At 63.9% G+C, this 13,614-nt stretch carries 10 protein-coding genes and 1 tRNA gene; 6 read left to right on the forward strand and 5 right to left on the reverse strand.

Annotated elements, in window-relative coordinates:
- Positions 1-228: 228 nt before the first annotated feature.
- Together AC5RVB_RS15535 and AC5RVB_RS15540 are read left to right on the forward strand one after the other, a co-directional pair.
- Positions 229-5,754 (forward strand): DUF6531 domain-containing protein, encoded by a 5,526-nt coding sequence (locus AC5RVB_RS15535; protein ID WP_494143087.1) that lies wholly within the window; start codon positions 229-231, stop codon positions 5,752-5,754.
- 22 nt (positions 5,755-5,776) lie between these two features.
- Positions 5,777-6,250, forward strand: coding sequence for a hypothetical protein (locus AC5RVB_RS15540; RefSeq protein ID WP_227905000.1), 474 nt, complete (start codon positions 5,777-5,779; stop codon positions 6,248-6,250).
- Positions 6,251-6,748: 498 nt separating this feature from the next.
- On the opposite strand, the gene AC5RVB_RS15545 is transcribed toward AC5RVB_RS15540, so the two are convergent.
- On the reverse strand, positions 6,749-7,276 hold the full coding sequence (locus tag AC5RVB_RS15545) for a DivIVA domain-containing protein (RefSeq protein ID WP_227929367.1): 528 nt from the start codon (positions 7,274-7,276) through the stop codon (positions 6,749-6,751).
- A gap of 439 nt (positions 7,277-7,715) precedes the next feature.
- Here AC5RVB_RS15545 and AC5RVB_RS15550 point away from each other — a divergent pair, with 439 nt between their 5' ends.
- The gene (locus AC5RVB_RS15550) at positions 7,716-8,141 is read left to right on the forward strand and encodes a nuclear transport factor 2 family protein (protein WP_227905010.1); all 426 of its coding nucleotides are present in this window, start codon (positions 7,716-7,718) and stop codon (positions 8,139-8,141) included.
- Between the two features lie 99 nt (positions 8,142-8,240).
- On the opposite strand, the gene AC5RVB_RS15555 is transcribed toward AC5RVB_RS15550, so the two are convergent.
- From AC5RVB_RS15555 to tadA, 3 genes are all read right to left on the reverse strand, one after another.
- Positions 8,241-8,330 (reverse strand) — tRNA-Ser (locus AC5RVB_RS15555).
- Positions 8,331-8,404: 74 nt separating this feature from the next.
- Positions 8,405-8,890, reverse strand: coding sequence for a pyridoxamine 5'-phosphate oxidase family protein (locus AC5RVB_RS15560; RefSeq protein ID WP_227905012.1), 486 nt, complete (start codon positions 8,888-8,890; stop codon positions 8,405-8,407).
- A 75-nt stretch (positions 8,891-8,965) separates the two neighbouring features.
- Positions 8,966-9,436 carry a tRNA adenosine(34) deaminase TadA gene (gene tadA, locus AC5RVB_RS15565; RefSeq protein WP_494143088.1) on the reverse strand — a complete coding sequence of 157 codons (471 nt, stop codon included), beginning with the start codon at positions 9,434-9,436 and terminating at the stop codon, positions 8,966-8,968.
- Between the two features lie 74 nt (positions 9,437-9,510).
- Between tadA and upp the strand changes: the two genes are divergently transcribed.
- The 3 genes from upp to AC5RVB_RS15580 all read left to right on the forward strand — a co-directional run bounded on the left by upp (position 9,511) and on the right by AC5RVB_RS15580 (position 12,132).
- Positions 9,511-10,143: a uracil phosphoribosyltransferase gene (upp, locus tag AC5RVB_RS15570; protein ID WP_227905014.1), complete on the forward strand. Its 633-nt coding sequence runs from the start codon at positions 9,511-9,513 to the stop codon at positions 10,141-10,143.
- A 534-nt stretch (positions 10,144-10,677) separates the two neighbouring features.
- On the forward strand, positions 10,678-11,544 hold the full coding sequence (locus tag AC5RVB_RS15575) for a winged helix-turn-helix domain-containing protein (RefSeq protein ID WP_227905015.1): 867 nt from the start codon (positions 10,678-10,680) through the stop codon (positions 11,542-11,544).
- A gap of 63 nt (positions 11,545-11,607) precedes the next feature.
- Positions 11,608-12,132 carry a SixA phosphatase family protein gene (locus AC5RVB_RS15580; protein WP_227905016.1) on the forward strand — a complete coding sequence of 175 codons (525 nt, stop codon included), beginning with the start codon at positions 11,608-11,610 and terminating at the stop codon, positions 12,130-12,132.
- 16 nt (positions 12,133-12,148) lie between these two features.
- Here the strand turns inward: AC5RVB_RS15580 and AC5RVB_RS15585 are convergent.
- A partial coding sequence (locus AC5RVB_RS15585; RefSeq protein ID WP_494143089.1) for a YhgE/Pip family protein occupies positions 12,149-13,614 on the reverse strand: 1,466 nt, incomplete at its 5' end.

Genomic DNA, 13,614 nt, shown 5'->3' on the forward strand with positions numbered 1-13,614 from the left:
GCAATTCTCATCGTGTACATGCCCGGGTAGCCGGCGCCGCTGCGGCGGTGGCTGGTTGCCCGGGCATTGCACGGTTCACCGGCCCGGTCGAAAAATCCCGGGTCTGTTTCTGATGGTGTCCCTCGTGGACGCTCATTTCCTGCTGCCTTTCCCGGCCGTTTTTCCCGGGCGGCGGCAACTGCATGCGTTGTTCTATTTTCCGTTTTTGTTCAGTGGGGGGCACTGATTATGGATTCTGATGTTGTTGAAATGAAGTTGCTGCCTGAGTCGCCAGCCGGTTACGGCGGCGGGCCATTCAACTTCGCCAAGGCCAGGGAAGTGGCAACAGCGTTCGATAACGAGGCAGTCAGGATATACGGGCAGTCCGGCTCCAGAACCGCACTGGTGGCCGAAGGCAAAACGGACTTTCAGGGTTACTTTTCGAGGCTGTTCGAGACCAACGCGGCCACCGCAGCGAAAAGTGCAGGAGACCTCGCAGGCGCACTGAGTTCGGTGGCAGGGCTGGTCCGCGAGGTGATCTTCTACGCCGAGCAGGAAAACAACCGCCGCAAAGAGAACAATGAGTATGTCCGGGACTACCGCAACCGCAACGGGTGGGAGAAATTCCTGGACTGGTGGAACGGCGGGGTGGATGGTGAGCAGCCGCCAAACACCGAGCCCCTTCCCGGGCCCACTTTCTCCTCCGTGGCACCCGTTGTAGGTGTCAGAAACGATCCGACCCCGGGCAGCGGGGGCTATGGCGGTGGAACATCCTCCGCACGTCCCGAAAACCTGTGGAACTTCGCCGCCGGATCACGCAGGCTGGACGATGAGCTGAAGAATGCCCTCACCACACTGGAACGTCTCCTTGAGGAGTTTAAAGAGCAGTGCATGTGGGGAGCTGTTGACGCCTCCGGCGTTATACGCGCCTATCAAGACTATCTGGGGGCCAATGAGAACGATGCCCGCTGGGCGGACCTCGTCGCCGGTGCCTTCTCGTCCGCCGGCAACAACGGCGGTGTCTCGGTGGTGTCGGATGCCGCACTGGCGGCATCACTCGCCGCTGCCGGCATTGATATAGCGCGGGACGGACTGACCATTGATCCGCCCAAGGCCTATGGTGCGATGCCGACCACCGGGTACGCCAATGACCCGGTCAACACAGCCACGGGCAACTTCATCGAACCGGAAACGGACCTGGCCTGTGCCGGTGCCTCCTCGAACCTTGTCCTGTCCCGAATGTACAACTCGCTAGCGCCGCAGGAGTCTTCCGGCGTCTTCGGCCCGGGCTGGTCTTCGGTCCTGGACCAGCAGCTGGTGCTCTCGGACGAGGGCTGCCGGTGGATAGTGGCTGACGGCCGAGCCGTGGATTTCCCCCGCGAAGGGGAGGCCTGGGCTCGGGCGGTGGGGGAGAACTACTGGCTGACCCGTGAGCCGGCTGCAGCTGGGCCTTGGTCGGAACTGAGCCTGCCCGAAGGCACCGCAGAGATTCTCCTCGTGAAGAATAATGAGGGTTCCTGGTGGGCCTACACCGCGGCCGGGATCTGGCTCGGTGCCGGGTCCGGTCCGGGCCGCACCATCTCCGTGCACCGGGAGGATTCATCTGACGACACCGGAGTTCCGGGTCGAGTAACCCGTCTGTCCCATGTGCGCGGCCGCTTTATCGACGTGGATTACGTCAACGGCCGTGCCGCCGTAATCCGTGCCTCGGACGGTCGGTGGGCGGAGTACGGGTACGACGACGCCGGCCGGCTCGTCACCGTCACTACGGAAACCGGAACCCGGAGCTACCGGTGGAACGAGGCCGGCCTGATCGACGCCGTCTACTCCGCCGCCGGGGTGCTGGAAGCGGAAAACACCTACGACGAGCAGGGCCGCGTCATCCTGCAGGTGACCCAGCATGGCCGCCGCACCCGCTTCGCCTACCTGCCCGGGCGGGTCACCGTGGTTTCGGATGAGGACGGTACGCGGTCCAACTCCTGGATCGCCGATGCCAAGGGCCGCCTGGTCGGCGTGCTGGATTCACACGATCAGCGGCAGTCCATGGCGTATGACCGGCACGGCAATCTCGTGTCCCTCACTGAACGTGACGGGTCCGTCACCGTGCACGCCTATGACGACCGCGGCCGCCGGATCCGCACTGTGACTCCTGAAGGCGCGGACCTGACCTACGGGTGGGACGAGCAGGACCGGATCACTACGCTGGTGACCGAATCCGGATCCGTTGTCACCTATGAATACGCCGATGACCTGACCCGGGATCCGGCTGTGATCCTCGATCCGCTCGGCGGGCGGACCGAACTCACATGGGAGCGCGGTCTGCTGACCAGGATCACCGATCCGGTCGGAGTCACGGTCGCCTTTGAGCACGACGCGTATGGGGACCTGGTTGCCACGCGCAACGCACTCGGAGAGACCGCAAGGATCCTCCGTGATGCGGCCGGCCGCCCGCTGGAATCCGTCATGCCGTCCGGGGCCGCGACACGGTTCGCCTACAACGCTGCCGGGCTGCTGGTCCGGCGCGAGGACGCCGACGGCGCAGTCTGGACCTTTGAACACGATGCCGCCGGTCGGATCACCGCGTCCATCGCCCCCGACGGGGGCCGGACCGAGCTGCAGTACGCTGCCAACGGCGAACTGGTGCGCACCATCGACCCGCTGGGCCGGACCAACGAGCGGGTGTTTGACGAGCTCGGCAACGTGACCGCGGCGATCCTGCCCGATGGTGCCCGCTGGGGCTTTACGCACGACTCCCTGTCCCGCCTGACCGGCGTCACCGACCCCGATGGCCATGACTGGGTGCGCGAGTATGACAGGATCGGGCACCTCACCGCCGTCGTCGACCCGACCGGTGTCCGTGCAGAGGCACGCACGGACCGGAAAGGAGGCAGGTCCAGCGTCTCCAGCGCCTTCGCTACTTCCGGCTACAGCTTTGATGCGTACGGGCGCCCCATCCGGGAGGAAGCCGAAGACGGTTCCGCGAAGCTGGTCACGTACGACGCCGCCGGCAACCCGGTGGAACTGGTGGACGGCGAAGGCGGACTGACCCGCCTGGGCCGTGATGTCTCCGGGAAGATCATCTCCGTGACTTCGCCGTCCGGAGCGGTGACCCGGTACGAATACGACATCTGTGGGCGTCCCTGGAAGACCGTCGACCCCCTGGGCGCGGTCACTGAACTGGTCTACGACGCGGACCAGCGGGTGGCTGCCCGGATCCTGCCCACCGGCGAAGCTGAGACCTTTGAGTACGACCTCTGCGGCAGGCTGGTTCTGCGGTTGACCCCCGGTCAGGGCAATGCCCGCTACGGGTATGACAAGGCGGGACGGCTGAACTTCTCCCAGGATTCCTGGTACGGCACCCGCCGGTTCAGGTACAACGCGGCCGGAGAACTGGTTGAAACGGTTAACGGTGTGGGCGGTCGGACCCGGTTCGAGTACGACCTCCGCGGCCGGCTGGTCCGGGTCACTGACCCGCTGGGCGGAGTGACCACCCGCACCTACACGGAAACCGACAAAGTCGAGTCGGTCAGCGATCCGCTGGGACGTGTCACCACGGCGACCTACGATCCGGCCGGGCGCCAGCTCTCCCAGACCGACCCTGACGGCAACACCACCACCTGGGTATATGACGCTGCCGGGCGGGAAGAGAGCACGTCCTACAACGGAAAACTCCTGGCCAGCGCTCATCGTGACGGGTTGAACCGGCGTGTGGTGGTTACCGACTACACCGGCGCGGACGGGCTGACGGTGGAGCATGAACTCGGCTTCAACCGGCGGGGCCAACTGGTCTCACGCACCCGCGGTGGGCAGGGGCTGTCCTGGAACTATGACGCGGATGGTAACCGCACATCGTTCACCGACGCTGCCGGAACCACTACCACCTACCTTCGGGACGCCGTCGGCCGGGTGACAACCGTGCGCAACCCCCGCCTGGGTGAAGCTGTGTTCGCCTATGATCCGGCCGGACGCCTGACCGGGGCCACGGCCGGGGAGCTGGTCCAGGAATGGGAATACCGGAACGGCTACATCGCGGAGCACACCCGCACCGACCGGGCAGAGACCGACAGTCCCTCCGAAACCACACTGATCGGTAGGGACGGGGACGGCAGGATCACCGGACTGACCCGTGCCGGGGCCGTCACCCGATACGGGTATGACAATGCCGGCCAGCTGGTTGCCGCAGCAACCACGGGCAGTTCTGCAACGTCCGTCTTCGAGTGGGAATATGACGCCGGTGGGCGGTTGGTGCGGGAAATGACCCCAGACGGTCCCCGAAACTACAACTACGATGCCGCAGGCCAACTGACAGCTGTCACGAATCAGGACGGCAGTCGGACGGAGTACGTCCATGACGGCCTGGGACGCCGTTCCCGGCTCATCGGTCCGGACGGGTCATGGACCGAGTACGCCTGGGGCCCCACGGGTTACCTGCAGGTCGCGCTGGACCGCACCCCGGACGGTACGGAAACGCGCCGGCATGAGGTGTGGGTGGACGCCTTGGGTGAGCTGTCCTCCGTGGATGGCTGCCCGGTGTGGTGGGACAGTGCCAGCTCAATACCGGCCTTGGCCGGGTTCGGCTCGGAACAGGTCCTGACCCTGCCCGGAGGGGTTACCGGAATGGGGGAAGGGTGGCTGGCGCCGGGATGGCGTGCTGCCCGAGCCACGGACCAGGCCGATCCGTGGGCTGTTCTGGGCGCCTCGGTTATCCCGGGGCCGGGAATGGTTTCCGGCAGTGGCTCGGGGTTGTCCGGGATGGCAGGCGGACTGCCGGCCGGGATCGGTCTGACAGCCGACGGAGGCTTGGACATCGCGGGGCTCGAGTGGCTGGGCGCCCGGGCATATGACCCGGCTGCCCGCGGTTTCCTGTCCACTGACCCGCTGGCCCCGGTGCTCGGCGCCGGATGGGACGGCAACCCCTATTCCTATGCGGGCAACAACCCGCTGAACGCCAGCGACCCAACGGGTCTGAGCCCGCTGACGGATGCTGAATTGGCGGACTTCCAGAAGTCGCTGGGGAGTCACTGGGAATATGTGGCGGCAGGTGCTGCCGTCGCACTGGGCGTAGCCCTTATGTTTACCGGTGTTGGTGGTCCGGTGGGCGTGGCGCTGATTGGTGCCGCATCCGGTGCATTGATCAGCGGAGGCATGTCGATAGCAACGTCGAAGGCCCAGAACGGGACAGTGGACTGGGCCCAGGCCGGCAAAGACGCTCTGGTCGGCGGCCTTGGCGGCCTCGCCGGTGGTGTGGCAGCAGGGGCTCTGACCAAAGGCGCGGTGGCAGCGGCTCGGACAGCCTCGGCATCGGGGGCAAGTCAGGCGGTGCAAACCGCTATCCGTAAGGCCACCAGCAGTACGGTGCGTGGTGTGCTCTCAGCGGGAGTCTCCGGGGCTACATCCGGCGTTGCTGACTACAGACTCAACACCCCCGATGGGGAGAGAACCGCGGGGGGATATATCCAGGCGGGAGGAGTGGGCTTCGTAGTCAATGCAGGGTTCGGCTACGGCAGCGGCAAGCTCTCTGAAGTGGCCACCGCAAGATTGCCGATTCCGCCCCTGCCGCCAGGGGCCAACGCTCATGTGGCTCCTACTTCACCTTGGGCACCGATAGTGGAGGACGCGGTGGGTCGCGTAGCCGGGGTTACCCAGGCGGTGATTGAGGAGACGATTGATGCAGGGGGCATCCCCAGCTCGGAAGATCTAGTTCCGGCCATTATCAGCGGCGGACTAAACGGCTCCGGTGGGCCCATCGTTCAGCACCATGAGTTACCAAATTAGTATCTAGGAGGAACAGATTTAATTGGGTAAAGGAGAGGAGGATGAATTGAACCCACAAGCCGAGGGCAACATCTCAGCGGATCCGCCGAAGAAGCCGTCACGGTCTTGGAAGAGTAATTTGGCCTTTTGGGGAATTTTGCCCACCTTTGCGGTGCTCTTCCTAGCGCTGACGGTTGGACCGTTCGTTATTAACTCCTATGACGACGACCACCGGGTTCGGATGGAATGCACTGTCACGGATGCTGAGGGAGGCACCTACAGTGGTGCCGGTCGTAATGTCGGATCGAGGCCGGAGCTAATCATCAGGACGTCGGACTGCGGGACGTTGACCTTGATTCATACATCTGGCCAGGCGGCCAACGATGAGATGGCTTCCGAGCTGGCGCAGGGAGGTAGGTTCGAGTTCGAACTGGGCCAAGCGACGCGCACCTTGATGGGTTTCTTTGACGTCATAGGTATGAAGCCGGTGGTCTCTTCCTACGAAAAAGTCGACTGACTCAACCGAGGTCTATCCGCCTGCCTCCCCGAGGCAGGCGGATAGGGGAACTGTCTGTTGGTGGACCTTGCCATTACCTGCGGCATTTGGGCATGAGTTAGAGATCGAGAAAAGGCCCCACAGTGTTGCCTGAAATCTCGGACCTGAGCTTCGCGTATTCGGTGTTCCATTGCCGAAGGGTGAGCACAACCGAAAACTATGCGGTGCTGCTATGGGCCTGGCCTCGCTGTGTGCGTTCTTCATGTGGCGCTCTACTCGAAAGCCGGACGCGCACGACAAGGAAAGGGCGGGCGGATGAGTGTCTAGTGGCTCGGTGTCCCTTTTGTTCTGTTGTTCCCGGTTTTTCACTGGGTATTCGCTGAATCGTTGTTCGTCGATGCCGGAGTGCTGCCGAAGAAACCGCGAGTCAGCGGCTCGACGAAGGACGAAACGCTCTGGTGAAGGACGGCGCTAAGCCGGGAGGCGAAAAGCGGTCCGTGGCTGGGGCCGTTTTCCAGATCAGGAAGCGTTGCCCAGAGTGTTGCCTGAAAGCTCAGACCTGAGCTTCGCATTTTCGGCGTTCCACTGACGGAGACCAAGCACAACGCGGTCCAGGAAATCGTCCACTTCGGCCGGCGAAACACCTTGCCGAATTTTCAGTGTCTGGAACTTTCGGTTCACTACCTGATCCGGCGTAATCACCGGGCTGCCCACCAGGACTGGCTGGCTTAGGGGATCGGCTTTTTGCTGCTGGAGGCGTAGGTTCTCGTCGGCCAGCCGCCGCAGTTCAAGCACCGTTTGGTCCAACAGGTCACTGACCTGCTCCACGTCGTACCCACGTTCCCTGAGCCGCGGAGGCCTGAACCTGATGCCCTCGACGTCCTCGGCGGTCAGGGAAGGCCGGAATTTGGCACCGGGTTTCGTGGCGGCTCCGGCCTTGGCTTTCACTGTTTTGGCAAGCACATAAATCAAGACCAAAACCACTACGGCAATCCCCAGCCAGAGCAGCAGAGAAGCGCCGCCGTTTTCCGTTTCGTTCTGCACCACTGCAGACAGTCTTCCGGTGAACATGTAGTGCAACCTTTCGCGAGCTGGCCACCTGTGCATGGTCTATGGCCCGATCAATCTCGGGCCATCGGCCGGTGGATCCTTTTGAGCGTTGTTGCCTCAGTCTACCGAGCCATATAGGAATGCCATCCCTTCCGGTGTGGGATGTGTCCGCGGTACGTGCTGGGTATTTAGGTACACGGAAAGTCGTCTTTCGATGGGCGCAGGGGATCGGCCGAAGCCGCCAAAACTATCCATGGCATTTTGAGGCCGGATGAAGTAAGGGCTCCTACTCTTTGATCCTGTGCCTCCAACGGACGCCCAGGCGAATTTCTCACCAGACTGTATCCAGCGGCATCCGAAGAGACTAGGTTGGCAGCACCATTCCAACACTTTGCCTGTGTTTTTCAGCAGGACGGTTTCGTTCGAAGGAGATGGCATGACTGAATTGACTACTTTGCCCGTTCAAGCCAATGGACTGACCTATGGTTATTTGATCGACATGGTTGAGCGGTATTTCAATTTTGTGGATACATACGATATCGAAGGCGTGCTGAGTTGCTTCACTGAGGACGCGGTGGCCACCGTGCAAAGCGCTCGATCTGTCCACGAAGGGCGCGACACAAACGTTCGGAGGATGTACGAAGAACTGTTTGAAAATTACAGAACACATATGCGGCACATTCACTTCCGACACGTGGTCGACACTGAAAACGGAAGGATCGCCTCACAGTTCGTCGTTGAGCTGACTGACAACGACGGAAACGCTGTACAGCTGACCAACTCCAATTTCTTTTACCTGGAAAATGGAAAGTTCAAGCGTGTGTACGTTTATATGAGTGACGGCGTAAACGTTCTCAACTGAAGCCGAGGTTCATGGAACGGGAGGTCGGCTGAAAATTTCCCGGGATAGCGAGAAGGCCCCGGTTCCCTTGTTTTGCAAGGGAACCGGGGCCTTCTTCACTGGCGGTGACGGTGGGATTTGAACCCACGTTGGCTTTTACACCAAACAACATTTCGAGTGTTGCACCTTCGGCCGCTCGGACACGTCACCAACGCGTCAACCTTACCGGGTTCAGGGCCCAACACCCAAAAGCAGCCCCGCCACCGCCGCTGAAGCCTCGGAAACTAGAGGTCGACGACGTCGTTCTTGCCGACGTCGGGCGTCCCGCCGGTCACGGCCGCCTTGCCGATCTTGAACACGCTGGCGATCTTCGGCTCATCCGAGGCCCAGTATTCGGCAGTATGCGAATCCACCTTCAACAGTGCCACCGCCGGGTCCTCGCGGCCGTGCTCAAACCAGGCTTCCACCGAGCTCTTCCACAGTTCCTCGATCTTCTCCTGGTCCTTGGTCACCGTGGCGGTGCCGCTGATGGACAGGAAACCCTTGGAGTCATTGATGGCCACGTTCACGTGCGGATTCGCACGGACCTCGTCGGCCTTGGGGGAGGGGTCGGGAGTGAAGAACCACAGGTTCCCGTCCTTATCTGCCTCCTGCAGCTGCAGCGGCCGGCTGACCAGGTTTCCCTGCAGGTCCACGGTGGTTACCGTGGCGATCTTGGCCTTCTCGAGGATGCTGACAACAATGTCCCGTCCGTCCTGCTCTGATGCCATTGCGGAAACTCCTTTGCTTGTAGCGTTCCGGATTTAGTAAGCCTACGTATAAATGCAGGCAGGTGGAACGGAGGCCTAGGGGTTTCGCTTCGAGCCGAAGAAGTCGCGCAGCAGACGGGCCGACTCTTCCTCGCGTACGCCGGGGAACACTTCCACCCAGTGATTCAGGCGGCGTTCGCGGAGAATGTCGAACACGGAACCGGAGGCGCCCGCCTTCTCATCCCAGGCGCCGAACACCACCTTCGGCACCCGGGCCAGCACAATGGCGCCGGCGCACATGGCGCACGGCTCCAGGGTCACCACCAGGGTGCAGCCGGCGAGCCGCCATTCGCCTACCGCCTCGGCCGCTGCCCGGATCGCCAGCACCTCGGCGTGCGCCGTGGGATCCCCGGTGGCCTCCCGCTCATTGCGCCCGGTGCCCAGTGTCCGGCCGTCAGGACCGAGGACGACGGCGCCGATGGGCACGTCTCCGGTGTCCAGGGCCAGCCGGGCCTCGGCGAGGGCAAGGTCCATCCACGCTTCGTGGGTGCGGGAAAGGTGCTGCATGCCACCATCGTCCCGCATCTGCATACCCGCGGGCGAACGCGGATAAGGACGGGCCGGAATGGTAGTTTTGAGGTATGCGCGTACTTGTAGTGGATCACCCCCTCGTTGCCCACAAACTCACCGTTCTCCGCGACAAGGACACACCGTCACCGGTCTTCCGTCAGCTGACCGAGGAGCTGGTTACCCTCCTGGCCTATGAGGCCACCCGGACTGTCCGTGTAGAGCCGGTCCCCATCGAAACACCTGTGACCTCCGCTGTAGGCACCGGGCTGGTTAAGCCCACGCCGCTGGTGGTTCCCATCCTGCGCGCAGGCCTTGGCATGCTGGAAGGCATGACCCGCCTGGTTCCCACCGCCGAAGTCGGCTTCCTGGGCATGGCCCGGAATGAAGAGACGCTTGAGGCCATCACCTACGCAGAGCGGCTGCCGGATGACCTCACCGGCCGCCAGGTCTTCGTTCTGGATCCCATGCTGGCTACCGGCGGCACCCTGCGTGAAGCCATCAAGTTTATGTTCAAGCGCGGCGCTGCAGAGGTTATCTGCATCTGCCTGCTTGCGGCCCCGGAAGGCCTCTCGGTGCTCCAGGAGGAGCTGCAGGATGCCAATGTCACGGTGGTGCTGGCCTCCATTGACGAGCGCCTGGATGAAAAGGCGTACATTGTGCCCGGGCTCGGCGACGCCGGAGACCGCCTCTACGGCGTGGTCTAAGGCCACCGGCTCCCATCCCTGGGCGGCCCGCTTTGCACCGCGGACCGTCCAGTATGTGGACAACTTTCTTTTTTTGACGGCATCCGCTCCATAAGCCTGCTTATGGTGCGGATGCCTTTTTTATTGGCAGGCATGCATCGTTCGCGAAACCCCTGACGGGTGCGACGGCGATCTCGGTTAGACCTTATGCATATTTATGCATAGCTATTCAGTATGTCGTTTTGTGAAGTACGTCACAAAACGACCCATTCTGTCCACCATGTGAGACGGAAGCGACATTGTTACTTGCGCGCCCCCCTTTGTTACATGCAATAATCCGAAGCGTGAACACCAACACGACAGCACCAGTCGCAGTCTTCCCCGGTGGCGTCCGCGCCACGCAGGAGACGTGCTGTTGTCGAATGCATATCTCTGGAGCCACCCCCTTCCTTAGATAAGACTCAGGCCCAAGTACGGGCATAACAGGCGCCATCTCGACCGGGCACACCCCCTGCATTCGAGCCGTGATGACGGCGATTCACGATGAGGTTCCACATGTCAGTAGCATCCGGTTACGTCCACATCTCCCTGCGCAATGCGCAGAATCGCGCCGGATCAGGTTCCCCGCGCCAGTCCGCCGGGGGCGGTTTCGACCGTTCCTACGGTGTCCAGCCGTTCGGAAACCAGTCCTACAGCGTCCAGTCCACCCTCGGGGCCCGTCCGCTCCGCACCTTTCCCGGACAGGATGCCAACCCCGTCACCGCGCCCATGCCGGTGGTGACACCCAACGGGATTCCCGGTCCGCAGTCTGTCAGCACTGACACGTCTGCCCGCGGGTTTGTTATTTATGTGGGCCTTGATGAGGACACCGCTGCCGCGCACGGCACGTCCCTCACAAAACTGGCGCAGGAGATCCGGGCCCACGTCCAGACCCTGGTCCCCGGCGCCCAGAGCCACGCCGCGGTTGCCCTTGCTCCGGCCAGCGCCACCGGCACGGACATCGAGGTGGTCCGCCAGGCGCTGGGGGATCCCACGGTGGCCCGCCGCCAGCCTGCGGCCCAGCCTGTACCGGCACCGCAGGTTCCGCCGGCAACGCGCCCGTCCGGCGTCCTGATTGACCTCTCACGGCGGGAAGTCCACCTCGACGGGGACACCCTGAACCTCACGTTCAAGGAATTCGAGCTGCTGAACTACCTGGTGGAGAACGCCAGCAGGACAGTGGGCCGGGAAGAGCTGCTCGCGGGCCTGTGGCGCAATGCCGAGGAAGTGCCGAACGAGCGCACCATCGACGTCCACATCCGGCGCCTGCGGTCCAAGCTGGGCCGCCTGGCCAACACCGTCCGCACGGTCCGCGGGCAGGGCTACCGCTTCTACGAGCACCCCGAGGTTGTTGTCTGGGCTGCACCGGAATACAGCATCTAGGCGCAGGAGGCGTGGCCGGTCAGCGGACGGAACGGGGGTTCCGTCCGCAGCTAGACTTGGCAAATGACCGGCCACCATCTCAAAAAACTCCAACTCCTGCGTCACGCGAAGGCTGACTGGCCGCGCGATGTTGCAGACCACGAGCGCCCGCTCTCCGGCCGGGGACACCGGGATGCACCGCTGGCGGGTGAGTGGATGCGTGAGCACGGCAGCATCCCGGACTTCATCCTCTGTTCCTCGGCACTGCGGGCACGGCAGACCTGCACCTGGGTCTGCAAGGAACTCGGTGACAAGGCGCCCACCGCCAAGCTGGAAGACCGGCTCTACGCAGCCTCCCCCGAACGCATCCTCAGCCTCATCAACCACGTCCCGGAAACCGTGACCAGCCTGCTGGTGATCGCGCACCTGCCCGGCGTGCAGGAACTGGCCATGCGCCTTGCCTCCCCTGACTCGGATGAAGAAGCCGTGATGGAGATGGCCACGCGCTATCCGACGTCGGGCCTCACCGTGATGGAACACGCGCTGCCGTGGGCGGAACTGGACGGCCGCGACGCCCGGATTACCGACTTTGTGGTGCGCCGGGGCTGAGCCCCCCGGTTAAGCGCTAAATATCGATTTCCGGCTGCAAAGTCTTGAGCGTCCACAGCCGGTGCCGCTTCGCCGCGGCCAGGGACAGCACCAGCCCCAGGGCGGTGTAGAGCAGCAGCCCCGCTGCAACGGTGCCCACCTGCCCCAGGTCCCCGCCGTAGAGCAGCTGCCGCAGCCCGTTCACCATGTGTCCCATTGGCAGCACGTTGTGTGCCACATGCAGCGGTTCCGGGATGGTCTGCCAGGGGAAGGTGCCGCCGGAGGAAACCAGCTGCAGCACCAGCAGGATGAGCACCACAAACTTGCCCACCGAGCCCAGCAGGGCCACGATGCCCTGGATCAGCGCCGAGAAGGCCATGGCGGCCATCAGCAGCAGCACCCAGGCGAGCACCGGATGGGCCGGATCAAGCCCCAGACCGAAGCGCACGGCAGCGTACAGAACGGTGGCCTGCACCAGTGAGACGGCCAGGAACGGCAGCCAGCCGCCCAGCGCGATCTTCCAGGGCGGAGCATTGGAGGCAAGGGCCCGGCGGCTGATGGGCCGCATGGCCTGCGCCAGCATAAAAATGCCCACCCACATGGCCAGGGTCAGGAAGTAGGGCGCCAGGCCGGCACCGTAGGTTCCGGCCTCAGCCTGGTCCACCGTGCTGACGGTCAGCGGGTCCGCGATCACTGCCGAGGCAGTGGCCTTCTCCTCCTCATTCGGGTTGGGGACACTGCCTGCGCCCTCGGCCAGCCGCCCGGCCAGTTCCCCGGATCCTTCCTTCAGTTCGCCGAGTCCGTCCCGCAAGGTCGAGGCACCGGCCGCAGCCGAATCCGCCCCGGCGGCCAGCTGCCGGGAACCCTCCAGCGCCCGCTGCTCGCCCGCGGCCAGGGTGCCGGCGCCCTCGGAAAGCTCGCCGGCACCGGCGGAGAGATCCGCAGCGCCGGCGGCAAGCCGGGAGGCGCCGTCGTTGGCGGCACCTATGCCCTGCGTCAGTGCGGGCGTGGCGGAGGCCAGGGACTCCGCTCCGGCGGCAACCTCTGCGGCGCCGTCGGCCAGGGCCTGCAGCTGTTCCAGCCCGTCCGTGCCGGTCTGGGTGCCGGCCAGCTCCTGTTGAAGCGCCGCAGCCTGTGCCGGCGTCAGGACGCCGCTGCCCACCAGCCGGGCGACGGCGTCGGTAACGTTCTGCCGGGCAGCCCTGGCGGTCTCGGCAACTGTGGTGTTCAAAGTGGCCGTTCCATCGGCCACCTGCCGTGCGCCGTCGGCCAGGGCCCGGGTCTGCTGCGGCAGTTGCGCGGTGGAGTCGGACAACTGGCCAAGGCCGCCGGAGAGCTCGCCGGCACCGGAGGACAGCTGGTCCGCGCCGGCGGACAGGTCAGCTGACCCCGCAGCGAGGGCATCCGCACCGGACGCCAACTGTTCCTGCCCGGTCACCAGGTCCCCGGCTCCGGAGGCGAGCGAGTCCAGGCCCGTGCCCAACTCCGCGGCGCCGGAGTCCG

Source organism: Arthrobacter sp. Y3225209 (assembly GCF_059090685.1).